Genomic DNA, 25,153 nt, shown 5'->3' with positions numbered 1-25,153 from the left:
TGAAATTCATCCTTTTTTGTTTTAATTAGCCTTTGAGAGGGTTAGGACCTAATTTTTTAACTCTTTCGGTCATCTCATTTGAAGCTTCAAGGAATTTACCAGCATCGGCTCCACTCATCATGTACATTTCGATTCGTTCTCCGCCAATGCCCATTTCATCCAATATTAGCTTTGTGAGTTTTACCCTATCCTCGGCCCTATAGTTTCCACTTTCGAATGCACATTCATTAGGTTTTCACCCAACGACAAATACCGCATCAGCCCCTTTTTGGAATGCCCTTAATGCATAGGTAATATCAAATTTACCCGTGCATGGTATTCTTATAGGTCTGATTGACGAAGGGTATTGCATTCTACTTGTTCCAGCCAAATCTGCTGCACCATATCCTCACTGATAGCAGACAAATGACATAATAACTGGTTCAGACATAGAATATCGCCTTTGTTATTTTAATAATAAATTAAAACTATATTTATAATGTAAATATATTTCATTAGAGCATGGAGCTCCACATCAACACATACCCTGGCTAAGCCTTCGGATAGTGCATCATCTGTTTTATTATTCTACTTACCACCCAGTAAGCAAATTAATAATATAAATAATATTTATTCTTTTTTGCTGAGATATTATATATTAATATTAATGGAATATTTAGTATATGATATTTAATTAGTTTATTTTATTAGTGAGTTCCATTCCACAAGCCATACAGTTATTTTTTTATTATTTTTATTTTTGTTCAAAACATTTATGAGTATCAAGCATACCATCAATATTTGACAATATTTGCTCATCTCTGTAATATCTTAACTGCATTGCACCACTTGGGCAAGCTCCTGCACAGGAACCGCATCCTTTACATGCAATGTCATCTACAACTGCCAAGTCATTTTCATATTTTATGGCATTGTATGGACATAGAGGAGCACAAATTCCACAGGCACCACATACATCCTCATTAACAACTACTCTAATCATTTCAATATTTACCTGTCCTTGGGACATTGGTATAGCTACGGCACTTGCCGCACCTTTTGCTTGAGCAACTGTATCAGGAATATCCTTTGGTCCTTGTGCCAATCCTGCAATTGCTATACCTTCAACTTTGGTATTAACAGGTGCAAGTTTTGGGTGGAATTCTTTAAGGAATCCTTCTGGTCCAACATCCAATCCCATAAGTTTAGCTAATCTTTTAGTGTCTGGTTTTGGAACCAACCCTGCTGAAAGAACAACTAAATCTGCATCAATTTCAAGAACTTCACCCAGTAAGGTGTCTTCAACTAAAACTTTTAAGTTTTTAGTTTCAGGGTCTTCGATAATTTGAGCAGGTCTTCCTCTTATGAATCTAACACCAAACTGTTCCTGAGCTCTCTGGTAGTATTCTTCATATCCTTTACCATAAGCCCTAATATCCATATAACAGATATATACTTCTGAATCAGGGTCGTGCATCTTCATAAGTTGAGCGTTTTTCAATGAAAACATGCAACAAATTCTTGAACAGTATGGATTTCCAACTTTTGCATCCCTTGAACCTACGCATTGAATATATACGGTTTTCTTAGGTGCTTTTCCATCACTTGGTCTTATTTCATGACCTCCTGTTGGTCCTGCGGGGTTAATCATTCTTTCTATTTCAAGTGTGGTTATTACATTATCATATACTCCATATCCATATTCTTCTTTCAATGAAGCATCGAATTCGTCATAACCTGTTGTTGTAATAATTGTTCCAACTTTGAACTTTATTTCCTCTGGTTGTTGGTTGTAGTCAATTGCATCTGGACCACATGCCTTATCACACAACTTACAATCAATACAATGTTCTTTGTCTATTGTATATACAAGTGGAACTGCTTGTGGGAATGGTGCATAAATAGCTTTTCTCATACCTAATCCACAATCAAATTCATTAGGTACTTCTATTGGACAAACTGCGGCACATGCCCCACAGCCTGTACATGCGGACTCACTAACATATCTTGGTTTTTTCTTAATAGTAATATCGAAATTACCAATATATCCATCAACATTTGTTACCTCAGCATAGGTAATTACTTCAACATTTGGGTGGTTTGCTACTGTAACCATCTTAGGAGCTAAGATTCACAGAGAGCAGTCATCCGTTGGGAAAGTTTTAGCCAATTGTGCCATCCTTCCTCCAATGGATTCATCTTGATCTACTAAATATACTTTAAATCCTTGGTCTGCCAAATCTAGGGCAGACTGAATTCCTGCAATTCCTGCACCTATTACAAGGCAGGATTTATCAACCTCTACGGTTTTTTGAGGTATGTCTTCCAAATTCTTGGCTCTTTCAACACCGCCAGCAACTAATTCCATTGCTTTTTTGGTTGCTGCTTCTGAATCAGCCATATGGACAAATGAATCTTGTTCTCTAATATTTACGAACTCCAAATAATATGGGGATATGCCTGCATCTGATAAACAGGTTCTGAATGTTGGTTCGTGGATTTTTGGTGTGCATGCTGCTACAACCACCCTATCCAATCCGTGCTCCTTAATTGCATCCTTAATCATATTTTGACCAGGGTCAGCACAGAAAAATGGATAGGTTGCAGTATATACTACATCATCTAATGTAGAAGCATATTCTTTTACTGCCTCACAATCTACGACACCATTAATATTTGAACCACAATAACAAACAAATACCCCCACTTTTAGATTACTCATGTAATCACCTCTATGGGTATTCAGTGGTATTTTAATTAATCAATACATTATACATATATAATTAATAGAATATTATTATAAAAATGTATATCCTTAAATTTCTTAATGGAGCATATTAATATTATTAAATGAAATTATAATTCAAGTGTGGCGGCCAGTTAAAATTACCGCAACATTTATATATTAGAAATACTAATTAGATTATGCGCGATGCGGGATAGTAGCAAATTACACCCCCATTAGTAGCTGCTGATAACATCGCGGTAGGAGATAATAACTCCTAATCCCATTCCCACCCCTCATACCCAAATACGGAATATATATTCATATAACAAATTTTTAATAACTATTAAACCCCTCCCCATTTTATTTTACCCCTTTTTAATTTTTAATTAATTGTATTTTCTGTTTATTTTTATATGATTATATCTGTATAACTATATATAAGATTATATAGTAGGTAGTCTATTCGTTAGCCATAATTGAAAAACCTTCATTGACTTTTTTCATAAAATATTGTTAAATATAGTTAATCTTCAATAGCCGTCCTTATCCATCCTATTTCAATCGTTTCCTTTGGAAACGATTTACAATCTCTAAATTTTCCAATGGAAAATTTATACTACCGTAAAAATTCCTCTGGAATTTTGAGGTCCCCCCGGGATTCAATAATCTCTGATTATTGCATGTCGTAAAAACTCCTTCGGAGTTTTGAGAAATTATTAGGTATATTTACTTCGTTTTTAGTAATATAACAATATATTTTGGCTTTTTAATTGTGACATATTGGTATGAAAACGACCGAAGATTGACCATAAATAAAAATCAATTTAATATATTGTTTATCGACCCTACACACAATAATAGTCATATTTAAATATAATATATATTGATAATTATGAAGTATTATATAATTATCAATATATAATTATAATATGCAGATAATATTTGAGGGATTGTATGAGCATTATTTATTTAGTTATAAATTCATTTATATTTATTCTACCTGCCTATGTTGCAAATGCCACACCCTGTATATTCGGAGGTGGAGCTCCCATTGATGGGGGCAAATGTTTTTTTGATGGTAGACGAATCATAGGCAATGGAGTAAGTTGGAAAGGAACTTTTTTTGGATTATTTTGTGGAACAATTACTGCAATTTTAGAAGGAATTATATTTAATTTAAACATTTTCGGGACAGTTGCATTTAATTTTAATGTTTTCGAATGGGGGATTGTGGGACTATTGCTATCTGCTGGTGCACTATTTGGAGATGCCATTGGAAGCTTCATAAAAAGAAGATTGGGATTAGCACAAGGACGACCTGCCCCAATTCTTGACCAGCTTGGTTTTATTGTATTTGCATTGTTATTTGTATATCCATTTGCACCAGTTTCTTATGAGATGGGGATTTTTTTATTGGTAATTACTCCCATGATACATTTATCCGCAAATATTATTGCATATAAATTAGGAATAAAGGATGTATGGTGGTAAAATAAAAATATATAAAAAATAGGATATTAAAATAATAAAATAGTAAAAAATATTCAATACAAATATATTATATGTTATATTGCATAATATATTGAAATTATAAATATTATAAAATTTAATAAAATTCATAACAAATCGATAACCATTATTATTTGGTGAAAAAATGATAACCCTTGATTTAGAATTAAAAGATGTTCCCGGGGAGCTAATTAGAACACTAATACCAATATCAAATTTAGGTATCAATATATTTAGTGTAATTCATTTAAGAGATGAAAAATTAAATGGTAGGTTGCCTGTTAGAGTTGTAATAAATGATATAGACGAACAACTATTAAATGAGCTAATGAATACCCTTGAAAATATAGACATAATAATTACAAAAATCAATAAAAAGATAATAAAAAAAGACATAGATTTAGTAGTTGTTGGTCATGTAGTAGATACGGATATCAAGGATACGATAGATAGATTAAATAAATATGGTATTGTTTTGGATTTAGATTTATCTATGCCTGACCCATCTGATGAATCTTCTGCACGATTAAAGATAATAATAGATGCAGACAAATTGGATAAACTATGTGAAGAATTAAATAAAATATCAGAAGAAAAAAATCTATTGTTTATAAAATCGTTTTAATTTATTTAATTTATTTTATTTAATTACTAATTATGTAATACAGAGGAGAAATAATGAAAATTATATTGGTAGGTTTTGGAGTAATTGGAAAAGGAGTTCTTAAAGCCATAACTTCAAAAAAGGATTATTTAAAAGATAAATATGGAATGGATTTAAAGGTTGTAGCAATTTGCGATAGAAGTGGTTCAGCAATAGATGACAACGGGCTAAATTTAGAAACTGCATTAAAAATTAAAGAAGAAACTGGAAAAATAGCAAATTATCCAGAAAAAGGAACTGATTTATCAATTATTGAAACAATACAGACCGTTGAAGCCGATGCGATTATTGAAATTACACCAACAAATATTGAAACAGGAGCTCCGGCAAATACCTATATGTTGGAGGCATTTAAAAATGGAAAGCATGTAATAACTGCCAATAAAGGACCACTTGCCGTAAATTTCAAAGAATTAATTGATTGTGCAAATGAAAATAGCAAATTATTTAGGTTTGAAGCATCAGTTGGAGGAGCTATGCCAATTATTAATTTAGCAAATGATGCCCTTGCAGGAAACGAGATATTTGAAATAAAAGGAATATTAAATGGAACTACAAACTACATACTTTCAAAGATGGAAACCGAAGGACTTGATTTTGATACAGTTTTAAAAGAGGCACAAGAATTAGGTATAGCTGAAACTAACCCGCACCAAGATATAAGCGGACTTGATACAGCCGCAAAAATAGTAATACTTGCCAACTCTTTAATGAATAAAAATGTCTCCATTAAAGATGTTAAACTTGAAGGAATTACAAGAATTACTCCCGAAGCAATTGCCATGGCCAATAAAAGTGGATATACCATAAAATTAATTGGCGAAGTGAGCAATGATAAATTAGAGGTGGGCCCCAAATTAATACCAATTGACGACCCCATGAATGTAAAAGGCTCCCTCAATGTTGCCATGCTTAACACTGATTTGGCAAAAGAAGTTGCTGTTGTTGGTAGAGGAGCAGGAGACATAGAAACTGCATCGGCAATATTAAGCGATATAATATATATTTATGAAAATAATATAAAATGGAATAGATAAAAAATATTAAAAATAATATGTGGGGGAGCTCCGAACATATATATTAGAACGAAGCTAAGAAAAGAAAAATAATCCCTTCAATCAACCTAAAATCATAAATTCTTTACTTATTTTCACTATAAAATCTTAAAATCTCTTCTAGATTTTTATGATTATAGAAATTCTTCGGAGTTTTAATATTTACAAATTATTTATAATTAAAAATAGAAGCTTCGCTTCTATCTAATAATTTGATTTGAAAATTATCGAGTAATTTTTTTAAATACTTCTTCAATGGCATCCATAGTTGTATTTATAACATCGTCTGTGTGCTTTATAGATGTAAAACAGCATTCAAATTGTGAGGGTGCTATAAATACTCCATTTTCCATTAATCCATAGAAATATTTCATAAATAAATCTGTATTGCTATTTTTTGCTATATCGTAATTAACTACTTCTTCTTCATTGAAATATATTTGAAACATTGAAGCTACGGTATAAACTTTATGTGGTATATTGTGTTTTTCTGCTGTTTCCCCAATAAAATCACTTAATTTTTTTGCCGATTTTGAAGTTGTGCTATAAAAATTATCATCAAGATTTTTTAGAGTTTCAATACCTGCTGTCATGGATATGGGATTTCCATTAAATGTTCCAGCTTGATATATTGTTCCATTCGGTGAGAAATTTTCCATTAACTCCTTTTTACCAACTATTGCACCAATTGGAAAACCGCCCCCCATAATTTTACCAACTGTTGCCAAATCTGGAACAACACCATAATATTCCTGAGCTCCCCCTTTGGCAATTCTAAATCCAGTAATTACCTCATCAAATATTAAAATTATATTATTTTCTTCCGTAATTTCTCTTAAAAACTTTAAATAATCCTCTCTTGGAGGGATACAACCAACATTTCCCATAACTGGCTCAACAATAATACAGGCAATTTCGTCTTTATTATTTTTTATTATTTCCACGATTGCATCCTTATCATTGAATGGGGCTAATATTGTATGTTTTGTAGTGTCCTCAGGAATACCAGGAGAGTTGGGAGCTCCATGTGTTAAAGCCCCGCTACCACTTTTCACAAGCACATAATCATGAGCTCCATGATATGCCCCATCAAATTTTATTATTTTATTTCTTTTAGTTATTCCTCTGGCTAACCTAATGGCACTCATTGTAGCCTCTGTTCCAGAATTTACAAATCTTACCATTTCAGCACATGGCATTCTTTTTATTATCTCTTTTGCAAGTGTAATTTCTTTTTCTGTTGGACAACCATATGCAGTTCCATGTTTCAATTGCTCAATTACGGCATTTGCTATATTTTCATTTGCATGCCCCAATACAGCAGGACCATAGGCTAGACAGTAATCAATATATTTATTTCCATCAACATCAACCAAATAATAATCTTTTGCATTATTCACGAAAAATGGAAATGGCTTAAAATACCTAACTGGACTATTTACTCCTTTTACAAGATATTTCTGAGATTCTTCAAATAATTTTTTTGATTTTTCCAAATTTAAATTTATTATGGTATTGTCCATATTTTCACCTTATAAACAGATAACTCCATTAAATGATATAATCCAAAATACTATTGCAGTAAAGAAATAAGAAGTTCCCCCTGTTCCTAACCATTGTTTTTGACTCAAACTATTTCTTCCCAATACCATTGCAGAAACATGCCCCATAATTACAAGCCCAATAAATAAAAATAATAATGTAGCTAAACCACTAGCTATTCCCAATCCTGCACCATATACATAATTTGCCAATAATCCAAATAATATGCCGCCAATGGCGTGAAGAATTGCAGATTTTCCTTCTAAATCTATCATGAAATCAACCTTTTATTTTTTTATAAATCATTTTTAGTATGTTGTATATCGTATATTGTGTATTATATTATATATTAAATTATAATTAATTCAATATTTATCATTATATCTTATATATTATTCTTTTATCAATTCTTTGATAGTATAAACTTCAATATTTTCCTTTGGTCTTTTTGTGTTTTCTGAATAAGTATAATCCAACAATACTTCTACTTCTTCATCTACACCGAGTATATTATTTGCAAAGATTATGTCTCCTTCTTCAAGCAAAAATGCAAATTTCCGCTTTGTTTTTAAAGAACCCCTATCAATTAATAGGTTTTCTTTATCCAATATTGGTACTATTATCGAGTAATCCATATAAAATCCCAAATTAAGTTAATTATAAAAAAATATATAAATATAGTTCAAGAACTTTTTATAGTTTATATTGGTCATTCTCACCAAACTATCTCAAAATCGCAAAGCGATTTTTACGACCCAAAATTCCGGAGGAATTTTTAAGGTCGTATAAATTTTTCAGAGGAAAATTTAGAGATGCCATAATATAAAGTTAAAAGTTAAAATCTACAATACATTACAAATAATTAAGAAATTAGTTTAATTTAAGATTAACTATAAATTGCCCTGCCTTATGGACAGGGAGCTCCGCGGAACATATATATGTTAAACAAAAACAAAAATATCTTTTCCACAAATATTTATTAATTCAAAGTCTTCTGTGTCAAGCTTTTCATTGATTAATTTTATTTTATCACCATTTACCACATCATTTAATAATGTGCCTATAACATTCTTTAATTCCTCATCATCAGAATATAATTTTACGGGACTATTAAATTTTCGTGTAAGTCGTGCAATATCTCTTAATGCAAGTTTTACCTCGGTGAATAATATAAAATATTTTTTTGCTTTCTCTATATTTTCCTTATCTCCAAATATTACTGGATATTCTTTATCAAGCACTTCATCAGTTTTTACTTCATATTCAACTCCGCAGAGCTCCATTATTCTTACTATAATTGATTGGGAGATTCCGGGTAATATTGGTATTTCCTCAACATTATTTAATATATCATCAAAAGATTCCTCCATATAATCACCATATCACTTTATTTATCTTTATAAATAATATTTAATTGTTAATATATATTATAAAATATATACAATTATATACAAATATATTTCCATAGATATTTAATTATGGTATGTTCGAGAACTTGTTGCAATGGCATACTATAATATACTATAATATTAACTATCCCTTAATTTCAGAAGTTGGCTTTATTTTTACCAATATATAATTTTTCATCTCTGATTTAGTAATATATGCAATATCTTTCAACAAATAATTTCCAATCTTCACATTTTCTATTTTCTCATGACATGCATCATAAGGCAATTTTATTCTTAAACCATCTAATTGAGTTGTAATTGGCATAGGAGATAAAACATTGAATATTTCTTCTACGCTCTTTTCTAATTCATCCTTTAACACCACCGGAGGAATAATAGGGGCGTCGAAAGATAATTCCTCTCTTCTTTTGTCGATTAATTCCGTGGTTTTCTCTATCATCTTTTTTAATGCCTGCCTTTCTTCACTGTGCCTAAGCCTTTGAGACCTTCTTCCCAAATTACCTATATATGGCTGTTCTATATCGAGAGTTTCAGGAGCTCCCGTGATTACAACGGGAATATCTACATCAAATAAATGAGTTTTATCCAATAGACAGCTTTTAAAATTGCCCATAACATAAATTGCGATGTCATGTTCTTCAATTAATCTTTTTTCTGCTTCCCGAATACTGCTTGTTTTTTTACCAAATCCACGGGATAATCCTATCATATTTGGTTTTGCCCCAAATCTCCTAACATATTCTGATACATCACATGCCGTATGAGGCAAATGGTGTCGAGATAAACTTGGAGCCACAATTGCTATTTCTGTTCCGGCCAGTGGAGTTTCTACGACCTTTCCCTTATATTTTTTGGATTCTATTTTAAGATTTTCAATCTCATTTTGAGGAATGGCAAGAGTCATATATACATCCAATTGCATTACATGTTCTTGAATTATAAATCCACCAATATCCTCAATCCATTCTTTAAATATATTGTTTTTATAAACTCCGCCTTCATATCGCACAATTCCATACATATTTTCACCGAGCACTTAAATGGCATTTAAATAAACTACAATCTAATCTATAAAAAATATTATAAAATATTATATAAAAATAGGTGTCAAAAATCCGAAGGATTTTGTTCAATTGTCGTTAGTAGATGGTCATAATTAGAAGTCAGACCTTATAGTAATAGTCCCAAAAGTTTTTTCACTATCTCTGAATGAGGTCATATCTGTTATAATTCTCTGAATAGAAGATTTTTCGTCTATAAGCCTAATATGGTCAGTTATTACAATTTCTTCAATTTTGTATTTTTCTATTGTATTTAATATTTCTTCAATTATTTTCATATTCGTTATATCTATTGTTCTGGTTGTTAATGACAGATGGTCTGGTTTCCCATTATTATACACGATTTTGGATAATGGTTCCCAATCTTTTGTCAGTATCTCAATATATTCTTCTTTTTCAGATACATTATAGCCCCTACCCCCAAGAAGAACGACCAAATCATCCGTCAATTTTTTTAGTTTTTTCTCTTTCTCCTCATCGTAGAAGTGCATAATTGTGAGTCTATCACATTTTTGGATTTTCGTCTTTTTACCGTAGGTCCTATATGTTTTTACAATGTCCCCCCTACTCACCAAACCAAGGAGCTCCCCATTATCATCGACAACCAACAACCTACCAATATCATTATTTGCCATTATATTTTGAGATTCTGATGCCGAAGTATCGGGCATAATTGTTATAAGCTTTTCTTTTGGAGTCATTATATCTCTAATAATTGCATGTCCCTTCTCTAAATCATTAAATGTAACCACTCCGACCAATTTATTATTGTTATCTATGACTGGATACCCCATATGCCTATATTTTTCAATGTATTTTATCAGCTGTTTAGCTGTTTCAGATTCATTAATCGAGACAAGGTCTTTTGTCATTATCTCCTTTACCGGTATTTTATCGAGGACCTTTAAATCATACAATTTTGCCAAATCGTCCTCTGCGTCCAATACAACAGCAGTTATGCTTTTAAATAAATATCTTAAATTATTATATTCTAATCCAATATTATATACTCGCTCAACAGTTGAAAGTTTTTTAAAAAGCATAAGTATCACCCACATATAAAATTATCTAGTTAAATTCATATTTATGGTGTGTCCAATTAATTCCGAAGTAATTTATTCTGATAAGTCATAAAATTAGCATATCAATCCTATGCCTATAAATATATAATTATTATGAGGTTTATTATTATAAATATTTCCTGAACATACCCCATAACAATATCTCATATAATATATAATATATAATATATAATATATAATATATATTGTTATCATCTATATTATATTTATATTTATTAATATATTTTAATATTATTTTATATGTCTAGTGTTATTATTAGTATTATTATTAGTATTATCTTTACTACTTCTTTTTTTATGTCTCCTCAATAACTTCCAAAGAAAATATATTGAACCACCCCATAGTATTATTGCACCAAATAAAAACATAATTATTGCAGAATTATTCATTTAATCACCTTTTAGGCTTTGTTTTTACTCCCCCCTTCTTAATTTTAGAAATAAAGAAAGACAATAAAACACTGAAAACCGACATAATTGCTACAATACCCAAATATTTCCATGCATATCCTCCATATGGAGCATCATATAATGCCAATATGCCAGAACCAACAATGCCCAACAACAGTAATGGTGTAATTATTCCCACAGATATTTTCCAATATTTTCCTATTTTCATATCTGATAGATTATTTAAATAATCTATAAATTTATTTCCATTAAATATCCAAATAGCCACTATCGTTTCAGTAATTCCTACTATTGGAAGCAAATATCCAGAAGTAAAATAATCAACCATATTAATCCAGTGGATACCTGCATTTGTAGTATATAATAAACTACCAAAAAATCCAAGAATTACAATTGGTAAAATAGCTTTTTTTCTACTTATTCCAAACTTATCCATTACAGCCGCATTTATTGCCTCTATAATAGATACTGAGGAAGAAATACCTGCAATCACAAGAGCCATAAAAAATACAACTGCAAGTTCAAATCCTCCAATTGGCATTAAAGATAAAGCTTTTGGAAATACCACAAATGCAAGAATTATTCCATCTCTTACAATTTCATCTAATGGAACTCCTGTTGTATATGTCATATATCCCAAAGTGCTAAATACCGCAAAACCCACTAAAAAAGAATACCCGCAATTTAAAAGAGATATGGCAAAAGCATTTGTTGTTAAATCGGATTTTTTAGGAAGATAACTTGCATAAGCTATCATTATTCCATATCCCAAACTCAAAGAGAAAAATATCTGTGAAAATGCTGCAATCCATACTTGTGCATTTAATAAAATAGAGAAATCTGGCGTTAAATACCAGTTTATTCCATCCATGGCTCCAGGTAATGTTATACCCCTAAGAACGAGAATTAAAGTAAGAATAAATAATAATGGCATAAGTAGTTTATTTGCCTTTTCAAGCCCATTTTTTACTCCTGACCTTATAATAACATAATTTATTAACCACAACAATGCCACAGAAGCCAATATTCCTGTGGAAAAACTCCATATATTTTCGGGCCCCATGGAGCTCCTTAATATATCGTCAAAAAAATAACTTGTAAAATCAGTTGGAAACCCATATAATATTAAATTAACTAAATAATATAGACACCACCCGATTATTGCCATATAATAGGTAGTAATAGTAAATCCAGAAATTACAGCCAACCAGCCTATCCATTCATATTTCTCAGACAGTTTTCTAAATGCCAGTGGTGCAGAACCTCTTGTAGAATGCCCAAGAACTAATTCAAGCAATATAACAGATATGCCCACACATAAAAGAGCTATAAAATAAGGTATTAAAAATGCTCCGCCCCCATTATTATACACCACATAAGGAAATCTCCATATATTTCCTAAGCCAACAGCTGAACCTACTGCTGCCAGTATAAATCCTATATTTGAGCTCCACTGTTCTCTTGCCATTATACCATGCCAATACCTTACTATGATGTTAATATTATTATTAATATTTTATATTTCATTTATTAGAGCCATAAATAGATAATAAATATAGCAATAATATTTCATATACTATTCGGTTTTTTCCAATCTATGCATAATTTCATCCCATGTTGGGAAATTTGTTTGACATCCTTTTTTTTCCACTACAAAAGAAGCCATACAGGAAGCTATCTTTCCGCAATCATATAAATCCATACCCTTTAGATATGCCGTTAAAAATCCAGCCCGATAACTATCGCCCGCACCTGTTGGATCTATACTATTGGCAGGAATTACTGGAATTTCTATTTTTTTGCCGCCATGATATATTATGCTACCATCTTTACCATAAGTGATTACAAGAATATTTATTTTATTTGTTAAATAATCCAAATCAACATTTAATAAATCCAATACTCTTTCATATTCATGATTATTCATAAACATAAAATCCACATTATTTACCATGTCTTCCATGTCTTCCTTATTATATTGGGGTAAATCTTGACCCGGGTCAAAAGATACCATCGTTCCATTGGATTTAGCACTTTTAGCACATCTTACATTAAATTTAGCATCCCCTGTTGCCAAATGAACAATATCGCAATCAAAAGAAGGGACAGACAATTCTGGATAATGTTTAGCAGCACCCCATAAAAAGAAGGTAATTTGATTATTCTGTGGGTCTGTGAATATCCATGCTTTTGGTGTCTCTTCGTTCTCTGAGTGATATACTCCAGATATATCGACCCCTAAATTTTTTAAATAATTACTGTATCCTGAGCTCACAATATCTTGCCCTACACATGATATTATTCCCGAAGAAATACCAAGTTTAACCGCTCCAACAGCCACATTACATGCCGCCCCGCCATAATATTTTTTTGCCGTAGGTATTTGAACGGAGGTATTTGGTTTAGGGAGCTCCGCTACATTAAATATATAATCCAATGCTATATGTCCAACAGTTATTATTTTATTATTCATTTATTCACCTTTTACTATTTTTATTGCTTTTTTCAAATCCATCATTTCCTTATATATTGCAGAACCAACAACAACACCATCAACCCCAATTTCTTTTAATTTCAGAAGGTCGTCATATGTAGTTATTCCCCCAGATGCAATTATAGGAATATTTAACTCATCTACTAATTTTTTAACAGGTTCAATGTCTATTCCGTCCAATAGTCCTTCTACATCTACATTAGTAAATAATATACTTCCTGCACCTTTTTCTTCAAGTATTTTACCAATTTCTATTGGAGTATATTCTGTTTTCTCCATCCAACCCTTTATTACAACTTTTCCATCTTTTGCATCCAACGCCACCATTATCTTTTCAGAATTTATTCCTTTTTCAAGGAGCTCCGTTATTATCTCTGGATTTTTTACAGCCGATGTCCCCAATATTACTCGTTCTGCTCCAAGGTCTATTAAATTTAGGGCATCTTCTACGGTTCTTACCCCTCCGCCCACTTCAACGGGAACGGGAACAGATTCTATAATTTTTTTTATGGTTTCTTTATTTGTATCAGTTCCATATATGGCACTATCTAAATCAACCAAATGTATCATTTCAGCCCCGCATTTTATCCATTTTTCTGCAACTTCCAATGGATTATCTAATTCTATATGTTTTTTATCAGGATTTCCCTGTATCAACTGAACACATTTTTTATTTTTTATATCTACTGCTGGAATTACTATCATATTTTCACCATGCGTGTGTTTGAAAAGATTTAATATTAATTTAATATTGGTATTGATATTATTGTTATATTGGAGCTCCGAATATACTGCATAGTCAATCTTCGGTCTTTTTCACTAAACCGTCTCAAAATCGCAAACGATTTTTACGATCTCAAAACTCCGAAGGAGTTTTTACGACCCAAAATTCCGGAGGAATTTTTAAGGTCATATAAATTTTTCAGAGGAAAATTTAGAGATCCTATTAAAGCTAAAATCTAACCTATTACCAATAAATGAAAAAATTCATTTACAAAAGCTATGCTTTTTTATAAAATCTCGAAGAGATTTTATTTACAAAATCTTCGATTTTGTACAAAATCCTAGAAGGATTTTGTTTAATAATAAGCCGGATAAGGGACAGTTATTAAGATTAACTATAATTTCATTATGCTTTAAAAAATATTACTATTTAAAAATTTTTATATATTAATTAAATTATATTAATACATCAATCCAGCCGATTTTATTAATCCAAAAACACCACTAGATATAATTTCAATTGAAATTGCGGCCAATATTAAACCCATAATTCTAACTATTGCCTTTATTCCCGATACTCTTAATATCCTGGCAATATTGTCGGACAAATACAATATAACAACAGAAATCAGTGTGGCAAGAATTATTGAAAACATTATTATTAATGTGTCGTATGTTGTAATACTGTGTTCCATCAATATAATACTTGTTGTAATTGTTCCGGGACCTGCCAATAAAGGAATGGCCATAGGCACAACTGCAATATCCTCCAATGATATTGGTTCTTCGTCATCTTTTAAATTATGCCGTGTTTTTGAGACCTGAGCATGTAGCATATCCCATGCGATTTTTAACATTAATATTCCCCCTGCCACTTTAAATGAATCTAGGGTTATGCCAAAAAATTTAAAAATAGACCCTCCAAATAATGCAAAAGTTAATAATGTTAGCATAACCGCAATTGCAGATTTTCTTAACAATTCTATTTTCTCCGTTTTTTCAGATTCTGAAGTCCAAATATAAAATAATGGCACAAGTCCGATGGGATTCATAATAATAAATATGGAGGTAAATGAATAAATAAAAAAACTAAAAAAACTATATCCTACTGCCATGTTTCGACCTCTTGTTGGAAAATATAAAATCAAAGATTTTATATCTACGATTTTATCTTTTTCGCAAATATACTATGATTAAAGGCTAAAATCTCTACCCATTACTAATAAATAAAGAAATTCGTAATAATTGGACGGATAAGGGACAGTTATTGAACTTACTATATTTATGGTATGTGAATATTTTACTATATGGAGCTCCCTACTAATATTGGAGCTCCCACAGATTGTCTATACATATCTTGCTCTTTTTTCAACATCTTCCATATGTTTCAATACTTTTTCCCATTCTGGATATATTTTATAACCATCTATTATTTTATCCCATATTTCTTCAAATTTATCAAAATGAGTGCTTAAAATAGATTTTTTTAGCACAATTAAATCTACGGCTTTATTTTCGATTAGGTTGGAGTATGTTCCAAGCCCAAAATCTATAATATAAACTTTGTTATTGCCTTTTTTTTCCTTTTCCACCATAAAATTAGAGGTAGTTAAATCATTGTGGATAATATTATTTTTATGGAGCTCCCCAATAATTTTTCCAATTTTATTACAGCAAGATAAATCCCCTCCATCAATTATTTCTTTTGCCATTTTTCCAGAAATATAACTCATTGTAATTGTTGTATTTTTTTTATCAATATCATAAACAAACGGAGCGGAAATAAAAAAATCCTTAATTATATTTAAAAATCTACTTTCTTTTATAGTTCTTTCCGTTCTTATTAATTTATCCAATTCTTTTACTCGATAATTTTTTACCACTCTTTCCTTTGTTATGGAATCCCAGTCCAAATATTTTATTTTTTTAATATCTGCCTCTGCCCCCTTCCCAATTAAATGGGTCGGAATTTCTCTTTTTAATTCGTAGTTATTTTTACCATTAATCCAATTAACTTCTACCATATCACTTCTATAAACAGGATTTATTTTAGTATCCATTATATCCATTCTTTTTCCATTGATATATTGTAATAAACCCAGCCAAGCTATCATTGCACCATTATCCCCACAAAATTGTGGCTCAGGAACATGAAATTCCACATTTTGCTCACCACACATGATACTTAGCATCTCCCTCAATCTATTGTTTGCGGCTACCCCGCCTACCAACATCACTTCTGGCTTATTTGTATGTGCCAAAGCTCGTTCAGTAATTTCCGTTATCATTGAAAATGCAGTTTCTTGAAGAGAATAACAAACATCCTCTATTTTTTCGTGTTTATCTTTTATGGCTTTGATAGAAGAAGTTAAAAGTCCAGAAAAAGTAATATCCATCCCTTTAACACTGTATGGCAATTTTATTAATTTTTTGCTACTTTCTTTTGCCTTTTGTTCAACAAAAACTCCCCCTGGGTGTGGAAGTCCACAATTTCTCGCAAACTGGTCTAAACAATTACCTATTGCTATATCAAGAGTTTCACCAAAAACCCGATATCTCCCCCCTGCATAGCCCAATACTTGTGTATTTCCTCCACTGACATATAATGTTAATGGATCTTTTGCCCCAGTTGTTAGTTTTCCAATTTCTACATGCCCTACACAATGATTAACCCCGATTATAGGCTTTTTCAATGATAAGGCTAATGCTCTTCCAGCCGTAGCACTAACTCTTAAACTTGGACCCAACCCCGGACCTTGGGAAAATGCTATTAAATCAATTTTTTCTTTTGGAATTACCTTTAATGCTTCCTCAATTAATTTTGGAAATGTCTCGGCATGGTGGTCTGCTGCCTCCCTTGGATTTATACCTTGAACTGGTGGTTTATATATTATAGTTTTATTAAATAATACAGTTCCACCTGAGTCAACCACACCAACTCCTGTTTTTTCCGCTGTTCCTTCTAATCCAATACAAATCATAGTTTCACATAATATAATTTAGATACAATAATAAATATAATAATGAATACAATAAGAATGCAATGAAAATACAATAATAAATATAATACATATAATATACATACCCAATAATTGTAATACATACATATAATCTTTATAATTTTATATATTTACATTATATATTATTCTATTAACTGTAAAGTATATATATTATTTTAAATAACATATATAAAAGGATATATGGGTGAGATTTTGTTTTTAAATAAATTAGAAAAAGCCAAAAAAGCTTATACATTTGATGATGTTTTATTAATTCCTAATGCTTCGTTTGTAGAGCCAAAAGACACAGATTTATCTGTAAATTTATGTGGATTAAAATTAAATATTCCAGTGGTATCTGCTGCAATGGATACAGTATCTGAAAAAGATATGGCTGTTGCAATTGCTAGAAAAGGTGGAATAGGAGTAATTCACAGAAATATGACTGTGGAAGAACAGGTAAATCAGATAAAGGCAGTTAAAAAAGCAGAAGATTTAATTGTTAGAGATGTTTATACAATATCGCCAGATTCAACCGTGGCAGATGCTCAAAGATTGATGGAACAGGTATCAATTAGTGGATTGCCTGTTGTAAATGAAAACGATGAATTGGTTGGCATAATCACGACACGAGATATAAAATATATTAAAAATAAAAAAACAGTTTTAAAGGACTGTATGACTAAAAAGTTAATTGTGGGCGATGAAGATACAACCCATGAAAAGGCCACGGAAATTATGTATAATTACAAAATAGAGAGATTACCTATTGTAAAAAATAAAAAATTAATAGGTATGATGACATTACGAGATATTTTAAAAAGAAAACAATATCCGAATGCAGCACGAGACGAAAAAGGAAGGTTAATTGTAGCAGGAGCATGTGGTCCAAGTGATTTAAATAGGGCTCATGCACTAATAGATGCCGAAGTTGATGCCATAGCTATTGACTGTGCTCATGCCCACAATATGACTGTTGTAAATAATGTTAAAATACTTAAAAAAGAATTAGAAGGAACAAACATAAAATTAATTGTAGGTAATATAGCTACAAAAGAAGCAGCTATTGACTTAATAAACGCGGGAGCCGATGCCTTAAAAGTAGGAATTGGTCCGGGAAGTATTTGTACCACAAGAATAGTTGCAGGAGTTGGAGTTCCCCAGCTAACAGCAGTTGCCGAAGTTGCCAGTGTTGCAAAAGAGCATGGTGTTCCAGTGATTGCAGATGGTGGAATTAAATTCAGTGGAGATATAGCAAAGGCAATTGCAGCAGGTGCTGATGCCGTAATGTTAGGAAGTCTATTGGCAGGAACGGACGAAGCTCCAGGACAGTTAATTACAATTAACGGAAGAAGATACAAACAATATAGAGGAATGGGCTCTGTTGGAGCTATGACAACCAATGCAGGCGGTGGAGCAGATAGATACTTCCAAAGCGAAATGAAGCATGTTAAAATGGTTCCCGAAGGTATAGAAGGAGCTGTCCCATACAAAGGAGCCGTTAAAGATACAATATACCAATTAATGGGCGGTTTAAGGTCGTCTATGGGATACTGTGGAGCAAAGAATATAAAAGAAATGCATGAAAAAGCAAGATTTGTAATAATCACTCAAAGCGGTCAGAAAGAAAGCCACCCTCATGATGTGATTATTACAAATGAAGCTCCAAATTATCCAATGAATAAATAAAATTATAGGCAATCTTCAATAATTGTCCCTTATCCGGCTTATTATTAAACAAAATCTCTTCGAGATTTTATACAAAATCGAAGATTTTGTAAACAAAATCCTTCTAGGATTTTGTACAAAAGCATAGCTTTTGTAAATAAATTTCTTTATTTTTTAGTAATGGGTAGATATTTTTAGCTTAATCTGTGTGATTTAGTGAAAAAGTCCGAAGATTGACTATGAATAAATATTTATTTTCTATTTTTTTACTATTTTTATACCATTATTTTTAAGTATATATTTATATATTGATTAATATTCAATTCCAAAATAATCAATATAATATTCATTTACAAGCCATAATTTATTTTTTCGTTTATTGTATAATTTTAAAGCACTTTTTACCAATTCTTTATTATTTCTTTCAAATATTTCCAATACCATCATTTCAACTATTTCAATGGTATCCCTATTTTCAGCTTCAAGATACTCATTATTTGCAATTTCTTCCAATAAATCCAATAATTCCTCATTAGTGGCATTTTTTAAAAATCTATTTCTTAAAAATGACTTAAATGTATATATATTTTTATTTTCAATAGGAATTAATTTTAAAATAGATTTTCCTTTTTCCACAAGATTATTTTTATTGTTCCGTTCAAGGAGCTCCCCCCAAAAAAAGCCATCGACAACAATATTTTTCAAAATATCAATTAATTCATCTTTTGGTTTATTTTTTAAATTATTAAATAATTCGTCCCCATTAATGAAATTATTATTTTTATATGCTTCAATTAAAGCGTAGGCATGTTTGCAATTGTATTTATATGGACAGGAGCAAATTCCAGCATAATCTTTTAAATCCACAGTGGTTCTGTATAAATCCCCTCCAACAACTTTGCCATATAATTTATTTTCAAATTTTACACAGAAATTAACAAGATTATTTTTATAATATTGCCCTCCCCTTTCTTTGATTTTATCGTCGTATATGTCTTTATAATCCATAATATCACAAAATTAATTAAATTAATAAATAATTGATAATTAATAAATTAAAATATTATAATAAAAATAAAAAAATAAATTTCGTAGGTTAAAAAATTAAAAAAACAATAAAAAAATTATTAATAAACTTTTGTCCCCATAATCTTTCTTATTTTCTTAAATTCCTCACTCAACTTTTTTGTAATTACTCCCATTTCCCTGTTGTTTATAACTCTTCCATCTATTTCAACAACATGAGCTAATTCCGCAGCTGTTCCAGTGATAAATAACTCGTCGGCAACATATAAATCGTGGAGAGTTAATTTCTCCTCTATAATTTCATATCCTTGTTCTTTTGCCAAATCAACTACGGCATCTCTTGTAATTCCTTTTAAAACACTGGAAGACACAGGAGGGGTTTTTATTTTTCCATTTTTTATTACAAATATATTGTCCCCGGTTCCTTCGGCCACATAGCCCTCGCTATCCAATAAAAATGCCTCATCACATCCGGCATAATTTGCCTGAATTTTTGCCAATATACTGTTTAAATAATTTAATGATTTTACAGCAGGATTTAAAACATCAACAGGTAACCTTCTAATTGAAGAAGTAATTACTTTTATGCCATCTTCGCCGAGCAATGGATTCATAGGTTCGGCAATACAAAAAATGGTCGGTTTTGGACATTTTCTAGGGTCTAATCCCAAATCCCCAACTCCCCTTGTAATTACCAATCTAATATATGCATTATTTAATTCATTTATTCTAATTGTATCAATTACGATTTTTGATATTTCATCTTTTGATGTTTGTATGTCCATTTGAAGAGAAGTTGCAGAATCGAATAATCTATCTATATGTTCCTTTAACTTGAATATTACCCCATCATATACCCTAATTCCTTCAAATACTCCATCTCCATATAATAAACCGTGATCATAAACTGAAATTTTTGCCTGTTCTTTTTCGACAAATTCGCCATTTAAATATATTTTCATAATGACACCTCAAATTTTGAAATGATATTTTTTATTAAAATAACACCTATTAAAATAAATAAGTTTCTATTTTTATAGTATATTCAGAAGTTTGTTCTATAATTTTTAGGGAGCTCCATATAATTATAACTCCATATGCGTTACCACGGCTATTCGCCAACTCCTATAAATATTCTATTTTTCCCACATCGTCCGCCACCTTGGGAATACAATGTTATTCCGTCTGTTTTTGCCTTTTCCTCCACCTTTTTTCTACCTGCATTTGCTGTTTTTTCCCCAAAAGATATTATAACTGTGGCGTCATCAATTTTCTTTGAGCCGATTATGGGCTTTCTAACTTTCACATCAGATAATTCACTAATATCTGATAAATGGGACACTACGGCATTTGCGTCATCAATAAATAAGAAATCTTTCAAATGTTTTGTAATAAATCCTATATTTGTAGATCTTATTTGTTCCCTACTTTTTTTCTTAACCTCATAATAATTTAATTTTCCACCTTGATAATCTTTTATTATGTATTTTGCGGTTCTTTTCATATCAATTATACCATTCTTTCCAAGGAAATTGAATTTTTTACCTATTTTTTCTATAAGCTTCTCGTTTATTTCTTCTACATCATTTATTTCAATGGTGTCGCCACAGTATTTTCTTACTATATCCATATCAAATGAACCCAATAATTTTAATATTTTTATTGCTGGGTCTACTGGATTCTCTATTTTCTCATATCTAATTGCTCCAATCATTACAAGCTCATCTTCATCTTTTGGCTCAATTACTCCCGGAGTATCCAATAATTTTATTTTCTTTGTAAGTTTTATCCATTGCTCCCCCTTGGTAAGTCCTGCAGTTAATCCACTTAAAGCACTTGTTTTACCTGTTAAAGCATTTATTAAAGAAGATTTTCCAACATTTGGATATCCTACTACCCCAACTTTTCCCTCATTTATTTTGTTTATTTGAAGATAGTATTTTATATCATCTCTCAATATTTTTGTCCCCTTTTTGTTTGTAGAACTCACAAATACTGTTTTAGTATTTGGATTTTCTTGTTTAAACTTGGAGCTCCATTTTTCAATTACATGCTTTGGAACTAAATCAGCTTTATTTAATACTAAAATCATTTTTTTATCTTCTTTTTTTATTCTTTCCTCTAATTGCATGTTTCTTGTTCCTTCTGGATTTCTCCCATCTACAACCATTAAAATAACATCACATTCGTTAATTATTTTGTGGGCTATTTTCTTTGCTGGAACCCTTCTAATTTTGTTTTTATTGTTCATTAAATCACCGTGTAAATTGAATATATAAAAGTAAGTATTAAAAAATATGGTAAAATAACAGAGATATATTTATAGCCAATCTTCGGACATTTTCATCTAACTGCCCAATTAAAGCTAATCTCTCCACCTTATCAAAATATGAAGAAATTAATATTTAGGACAGATAAATGACAGTTATTGAACTTACTATAATATCAAATGTCCGTCGATTTATCATAATAAAATAAACTATAAAATAATAAAATAAATAAAAAAAGTTATTGCCCTATCTATTTTTTATTTTTATTTTCATATTCATTTTCAATTTCTTCGTCTTCATTTATTATTTTTCCATATTTCGTTCTTGGAGCTATGTCTTTTATTGCTTTTATTAGTTCGTCTTCATCGGAACATATTATTTTTACATAAATTCCGCCATGTATGTCTTTATCAAAATTAACTACTTCCGAATATGCTGCTTGTTTGTTTATTTTAAATTTTGTGTAGTTTCCTTTTGAACCTTTTTCGAGCACACTTCGGGCTGTGTCGAGTATTGCCTGACTTCTAATCAATTCTTTAAATCTTTCAATATTTTTTGCTTCTCCCTCTACTGTAATATATATTTTGTCTGTTTCGGGGACTACAATTTCTGCATCAGTAAATATGTTTTTCATAGCTTTTATTACTTTTTCTCTATCTTCTGTTGGTTTTATTTTTGATTTTAATTGTATTTTTAATCCAGTTGTTGAATTTGAATTTTCCATTTAACGCACCAGCATATTTAATAATATTATTTAAGATTATATAGACATATTATTCAAATAAATTATTTATTATTTCCAACGCTTTTTCTATATCCTCATATTTTGTAGCATAAGAAAATCTAACATAATTTTCCCCGCCACTACCAAATGCAATGCCGGGAACACATAAAATATTATTTTCAATTAATTTTTGAGATATTTCCATTCCATTGTCATATTCTTCAACATTTGGAAATACATAAAATGCCCCATCTGGAACAGTTAATTTAAAGGTATTTTTTAATCCATTTACCATTAAATCTCTTCTTCTCCTAAATTCATTTAACATTTCATTAACACAATTTTGACTCCCAGTTAATGCCTCCAAAGCTCCATATTGAGCAAATGAAGTTGCACAGGCAAATCCATATTGATGTATTTTAGTCATATTTTCTATTAAATCATATTTTTTATTTAAATTCTCATTAATTCCTATATATCCAATTCTCCAACCAGTCATAGCATGAGATTTTGAAAAACCATTTATAAGTATGCAATTATCTGTAAACTCCATAGGAGAATAATGTTTTTTATCATATATTATTTTTTCATAAATTTCATCGGATATTATAATTATATTGTTATCCTCTGCTATATCACATATTGCTTTTATCTCGCTTTTATCCATAACCTTACCGGTTGGATTTGCAGGCGAATTTAACATTATACATTTTGTTTTATTTGTGATGCTGTTTTTGACTTCTTCAATGTCAATGTTAAATTTTTCATCTAATTTCATCGGGATAATATTTCCTTCGCATAATTGCGTTAAACTATTATAGGATACAAAACCAGGATTTGATATTAAAACCTCATCTCCTTTATTAACCAGTGTCATAAGGGAAAGCATTAAAGCCTCAGAAGCTCCGCATGTTGTGATAATATTGTTGGCATCTACATCTAAATTATTATCAATTTTTAATTTATGGGATATTGCTTCGCGGAGCTCCGGTATTCCATTGTTTGGTGTGTAATGTGTTTTACCTTCGTCAAGTGCTTTTTTTGCTCCCTCAACTATATGTTGTGGAGTGTCAAAATCTGGCTCTCCAATTCCTAAATTTATAGAATCCTTTGTAGCCATATTAAATATTTTCCTTATTTCCGAAGGTTCTATGTTTTTACATCTGTTGGAAATCATAATTTCACCACATATTACATATGTCAATCTATATATTATTTATCTAATTAATATTATTTATTTACAAAATCTTCGATTTTGTATAAAATCCTAAAAGGATTTTATTTAACTATTTAATTTTTAAATGGGTGGGAGCTCCTATTAAATCATATTGCTATTAATCATATACAATATTAACATATAATAATATATAATACATCAATAACTTTCCATTAAATATTTATATGTAAAAACTATAATGATTAATAATGATAATATAATTAATATTGTTGGATTTGGTGTAATTATGATTGATATATATACATTTGTTAACATAAATATTGTTAAAGATATTGTTTTAATAATATGTTCATTGGGGATACTTATAGCATCAGTCAGACTTTGGATTCAAAAAGATGGCAAAAATATGGTTTATGCACGACTTCACATTGCGGGAGTTGTAGATATTGCCTGTATTGTCATATTATTAGTATTAAATCAGCCATTATTGGCATTAATATATTTAATTCTATGTCCATTTGCAGCTCATGCAATTGCCAATGGAGATTATTATGATGAATTAAAGGAAACTAATTAACATATCATTTACCAATTATTAAAATAATTTACATATATTATATATGTGCATG

24 protein-coding genes are annotated in these 25,153 nt (G+C 30.5%); 5 read left to right on the top strand and 19 right to left on the bottom strand.

The features are described from left to right. Nucleotides 1-25: 25 nt before the first annotated feature. A complete protein-coding gene (gene vhuD, locus MAEO_RS06155; RefSeq protein ID WP_232202519.1) occupies nucleotides 26-430 on the bottom strand; it encodes a F420-non-reducing hydrogenase iron-sulfur subunit VhuD in 405 nt (134 codons plus the stop codon). A 303-nt stretch (nucleotides 431-733) separates the two neighbouring features. After that, entirely contained in the window at nucleotides 734-2,701 is a 1,968-nt protein-coding gene (locus MAEO_RS06150) for a CoB--CoM heterodisulfide reductase iron-sulfur subunit A family protein (protein ID WP_011973921.1), read from the bottom strand. Nucleotides 2,702-3,661: 960 nt separating this feature from the next. On the opposite strand from MAEO_RS06150, the gene MAEO_RS06145 reads away from it, so the two are divergent. The 3 genes from MAEO_RS06145 (at nucleotide 3,662) to MAEO_RS06135 (ending at nucleotide 5,917) form a co-directional block, all read left to right on the top strand. Continuing rightward, the gene (locus MAEO_RS06145; protein WP_011973920.1) at nucleotides 3,662-4,198 is read left to right on the top strand and encodes a CDP-2,3-bis-(O-geranylgeranyl)-sn-glycerol synthase; all 537 of its coding nucleotides are present in this window, start codon (nucleotides 3,662-3,664) and stop codon (nucleotides 4,196-4,198) included. Nucleotides 4,199-4,361: 163 nt separating this feature from the next. After that, nucleotides 4,362-4,841: a hypothetical protein gene (locus MAEO_RS06140; protein ID WP_011973919.1), complete on the top strand. Its 480-nt coding sequence runs from the start codon at nucleotides 4,362-4,364 to the stop codon at nucleotides 4,839-4,841. A 53-nt stretch (nucleotides 4,842-4,894) separates the two neighbouring features. Then, on the top strand, nucleotides 4,895-5,917 hold the full coding sequence (locus tag MAEO_RS06135) for a homoserine dehydrogenase (RefSeq protein WP_011973918.1): 1,023 nt from the start codon (nucleotides 4,895-4,897) through the stop codon (nucleotides 5,915-5,917). A gap of 242 nt (nucleotides 5,918-6,159) precedes the next feature. Here MAEO_RS06135 and hemL read toward each other — a convergent pair whose 3' ends face one another. The 12 genes from hemL to MAEO_RS06080 form a co-directional block, all read right to left on the bottom strand. Beyond that, nucleotides 6,160-7,458, bottom strand: coding sequence for a glutamate-1-semialdehyde 2,1-aminomutase (hemL, locus tag MAEO_RS06130; RefSeq protein WP_011973917.1), 1,299 nt, complete (start codon nucleotides 7,456-7,458; stop codon nucleotides 6,160-6,162). A gap of 9 nt (nucleotides 7,459-7,467) precedes the next feature. Continuing rightward, nucleotides 7,468-7,752 (bottom strand): EMC6-like membrane protein, encoded by a 285-nt coding sequence (locus MAEO_RS06125; RefSeq protein WP_011973916.1) that lies wholly within the window; start codon nucleotides 7,750-7,752, stop codon nucleotides 7,468-7,470. A gap of 117 nt (nucleotides 7,753-7,869) precedes the next feature. After that, on the bottom strand, nucleotides 7,870-8,112 hold the full coding sequence (locus MAEO_RS06120; protein WP_011973915.1) for a hypothetical protein: 243 nt from the start codon (nucleotides 8,110-8,112) through the stop codon (nucleotides 7,870-7,872). Nucleotides 8,113-8,418: 306 nt separating this feature from the next. After that, complete coding sequence (locus MAEO_RS06115; RefSeq protein ID WP_011973914.1) at nucleotides 8,419-8,847, bottom strand: hypothetical protein; 429 nt, start codon at nucleotides 8,845-8,847, stop codon at nucleotides 8,419-8,421. 163 nt (nucleotides 8,848-9,010) lie between these two features. Then, on the bottom strand, nucleotides 9,011-9,910 hold the full coding sequence (locus MAEO_RS06110) for a methanogenesis marker 7 protein (protein WP_011973913.1): 900 nt from the start codon (nucleotides 9,908-9,910) through the stop codon (nucleotides 9,011-9,013). Between the two features lie 135 nt (nucleotides 9,911-10,045). After that, the gene (locus MAEO_RS06105) at nucleotides 10,046-10,993 is read right to left on the bottom strand and encodes a CBS domain-containing protein (RefSeq protein WP_011973912.1); all 948 of its coding nucleotides are present in this window, start codon (nucleotides 10,991-10,993) and stop codon (nucleotides 10,046-10,048) included. 270 nt (nucleotides 10,994-11,263) lie between these two features. Beyond that, entirely contained in the window at nucleotides 11,264-11,422 is a 159-nt protein-coding gene (locus tag MAEO_RS07890) for a MetS family NSS transporter small subunit (protein ID WP_157196832.1), read from the bottom strand. A 4-nt stretch (nucleotides 11,423-11,426) separates the two neighbouring features. After that, nucleotides 11,427-12,911: a sodium-dependent transporter gene (locus MAEO_RS06100; RefSeq protein WP_011973911.1), complete on the bottom strand. Its 1,485-nt coding sequence runs from the start codon at nucleotides 12,909-12,911 to the stop codon at nucleotides 11,427-11,429. A 108-nt stretch (nucleotides 12,912-13,019) separates the two neighbouring features. Then, nucleotides 13,020-13,916: a carbohydrate kinase family protein gene (locus tag MAEO_RS06095; protein ID WP_011973910.1), complete on the bottom strand. Its 897-nt coding sequence runs from the start codon at nucleotides 13,914-13,916 to the stop codon at nucleotides 13,020-13,022. Continuing rightward, on the bottom strand, nucleotides 13,917-14,642 hold the full coding sequence (hisA, locus tag MAEO_RS06090) for a 1-(5-phosphoribosyl)-5-[(5-phosphoribosylamino)methylideneamino]imidazole-4-carboxamide isomerase (protein WP_011973909.1): 726 nt from the start codon (nucleotides 14,640-14,642) through the stop codon (nucleotides 13,917-13,919). It lies immediately after the preceding gene. A 479-nt stretch (nucleotides 14,643-15,121) separates the two neighbouring features. Then, nucleotides 15,122-15,775: a MarC family protein gene (locus MAEO_RS06085; protein ID WP_011973908.1), complete on the bottom strand. Its 654-nt coding sequence runs from the start codon at nucleotides 15,773-15,775 to the stop codon at nucleotides 15,122-15,124. 231 nt (nucleotides 15,776-16,006) lie between these two features. After that, on the bottom strand, nucleotides 16,007-17,641 hold the full coding sequence (locus MAEO_RS06080) for a bifunctional N(6)-L-threonylcarbamoyladenine synthase/serine/threonine protein kinase (RefSeq protein WP_011973907.1): 1,635 nt from the start codon (nucleotides 17,639-17,641) through the stop codon (nucleotides 16,007-16,009). A 231-nt stretch (nucleotides 17,642-17,872) separates the two neighbouring features. Here MAEO_RS06080 and guaB point away from each other — a divergent pair, with 231 nt between their 5' ends. Continuing rightward, entirely contained in the window at nucleotides 17,873-19,348 is a 1,476-nt protein-coding gene (gene guaB / locus MAEO_RS06075) for an IMP dehydrogenase (RefSeq protein WP_011973906.1), read from the top strand. Nucleotides 19,349-19,639: 291 nt separating this feature from the next. Here guaB and MAEO_RS06070 read toward each other — a convergent pair whose 3' ends face one another. The 5 genes from MAEO_RS06070 to MAEO_RS06050 all read right to left on the bottom strand — a co-directional run bounded on the left by MAEO_RS06070 (nucleotide 19,640) and on the right by MAEO_RS06050 (nucleotide 24,524). Then, the gene (locus MAEO_RS06070) at nucleotides 19,640-20,335 is read right to left on the bottom strand and encodes an SWIM zinc finger family protein (protein ID WP_011973905.1); all 696 of its coding nucleotides are present in this window, start codon (nucleotides 20,333-20,335) and stop codon (nucleotides 19,640-19,642) included. 119 nt (nucleotides 20,336-20,454) lie between these two features. Continuing rightward, a complete protein-coding gene (gene ilvE, locus MAEO_RS06065; protein WP_011973904.1) occupies nucleotides 20,455-21,315 on the bottom strand; it encodes a branched-chain-amino-acid transaminase in 861 nt (286 codons plus the stop codon). Between the two features lie 149 nt (nucleotides 21,316-21,464). Beyond that, the gene (locus tag MAEO_RS06060) at nucleotides 21,465-22,604 is read right to left on the bottom strand and encodes a GTPase (RefSeq protein WP_011973903.1); all 1,140 of its coding nucleotides are present in this window, start codon (nucleotides 22,602-22,604) and stop codon (nucleotides 21,465-21,467) included. Nucleotides 22,605-22,873: 269 nt separating this feature from the next. Beyond that, nucleotides 22,874-23,347 (bottom strand): RNA-binding domain-containing protein, encoded by a 474-nt coding sequence (locus MAEO_RS06055; protein ID WP_011973902.1) that lies wholly within the window; start codon nucleotides 23,345-23,347, stop codon nucleotides 22,874-22,876. 49 nt (nucleotides 23,348-23,396) lie between these two features. Continuing rightward, nucleotides 23,397-24,524 (bottom strand): pyridoxal phosphate-dependent aminotransferase, encoded by a 1,128-nt coding sequence (locus MAEO_RS06050; protein ID WP_011973901.1) that lies wholly within the window; start codon nucleotides 24,522-24,524, stop codon nucleotides 23,397-23,399. A 286-nt stretch (nucleotides 24,525-24,810) separates the two neighbouring features. On the opposite strand from MAEO_RS06050, the gene MAEO_RS06045 reads away from it, so the two are divergent. Then, entirely contained in the window at nucleotides 24,811-25,101 is a 291-nt protein-coding gene (locus tag MAEO_RS06045; protein WP_390893629.1) for a cation:proton antiporter, read from the top strand. Nucleotides 25,102-25,153: the final 52 nt, after the last annotated feature.

The organism is Methanococcus aeolicus Nankai-3 (assembly GCF_000017185.1).
Classification (GTDB): domain Archaea; phylum AGJL01; class Methanococci; order Methanococcales; family Methanococcaceae; genus Methanofervidicoccus; species Methanofervidicoccus aeolicus.
This window is presented reverse-complemented; position numbering and strand designations above follow the sequence as displayed.

Coding starts and splice junctions, on each gene's coding strand:
- MAEO_RS06145 (WP_011973920.1), top strand. CDS start 3,662: ATGAGCATTATTTATTTAGTTATAAATTCATTTATATTTATTCTACCT.
- MAEO_RS06140 (WP_011973919.1), top strand. CDS start 4,362: ATGATAACCCTTGATTTAGAATTAAAAGATGTTCCCGGGGAGCTAATT.
- MAEO_RS06135 (WP_011973918.1), top strand. CDS start 4,895: ATGAAAATTATATTGGTAGGTTTTGGAGTAATTGGAAAAGGAGTTCTT.
- hemL (WP_011973917.1), bottom strand. CDS start 7,458: ATGGACAATACCATAATAAATTTAAATTTGGAAAAATCAAAAAAATTA.
- MAEO_RS06125 (WP_011973916.1), bottom strand. CDS start 7,752: ATGATAGATTTAGAAGGAAAATCTGCAATTCTTCACGCCATTGGCGGC.
- MAEO_RS06120 (WP_011973915.1), bottom strand. CDS start 8,112: ATGGATTACTCGATAATAGTACCAATATTGGATAAAGAAAACCTATTA.
- MAEO_RS06115 (WP_011973914.1), bottom strand. CDS start 8,847: ATGGAGGAATCTTTTGATGATATATTAAATAATGTTGAGGAAATACCA.
- MAEO_RS06110 (WP_011973913.1), bottom strand. CDS start 9,910: ATGTATGGAATTGTGCGATATGAAGGCGGAGTTTATAAAAACAATATA.
- MAEO_RS06105 (WP_011973912.1), bottom strand. CDS start 10,993: ATGCTTTTTAAAAAACTTTCAACTGTTGAGCGAGTATATAATATTGGA.
- MAEO_RS07890 (WP_157196832.1), bottom strand. CDS start 11,422: ATGAATAATTCTGCAATAATTATGTTTTTATTTGGTGCAATAATACTA.
- MAEO_RS06100 (WP_011973911.1), bottom strand. CDS start 12,911: ATGGCAAGAGAACAGTGGAGCTCAAATATAGGATTTATACTGGCAGCA.
- MAEO_RS06095 (WP_011973910.1), bottom strand. CDS start 13,916: ATGAATAATAAAATAATAACTGTTGGACATATAGCATTGGATTATATA.
- hisA (WP_011973909.1), bottom strand. CDS start 14,642: ATGATAGTAATTCCAGCAGTAGATATAAAAAATAAAAAATGTGTTCAG.
- MAEO_RS06085 (WP_011973908.1), bottom strand. CDS start 15,775: ATGGCAGTAGGATATAGTTTTTTTAGTTTTTTTATTTATTCATTTACC.
- MAEO_RS06080 (WP_011973907.1), bottom strand. CDS start 17,641: ATGATTTGTATTGGATTAGAAGGAACAGCGGAAAAAACAGGAGTTGGT.
- MAEO_RS06070 (WP_011973905.1), bottom strand. CDS start 20,335: ATGGATTATAAAGACATATACGACGATAAAATCAAAGAAAGGGGAGGG.
- ilvE (WP_011973904.1), bottom strand. CDS start 21,315: ATGAAAATATATTTAAATGGCGAATTTGTCGAAAAAGAACAGGCAAAA.
- MAEO_RS06060 (WP_011973903.1), bottom strand. CDS start 22,604: ATGAACAATAAAAACAAAATTAGAAGGGTTCCAGCAAAGAAAATAGCC.
- MAEO_RS06055 (WP_011973902.1), bottom strand. CDS start 23,347: ATGGAAAATTCAAATTCAACAACTGGATTAAAAATACAATTAAAATCA.
- MAEO_RS06050 (WP_011973901.1), bottom strand. CDS start 24,524: ATGATTTCCAACAGATGTAAAAACATAGAACCTTCGGAAATAAGGAAA.
- MAEO_RS06045 (WP_390893629.1), top strand. CDS start 24,811: ATGATTGATATATATACATTTGTTAACATAAATATTGTTAAAGATATT.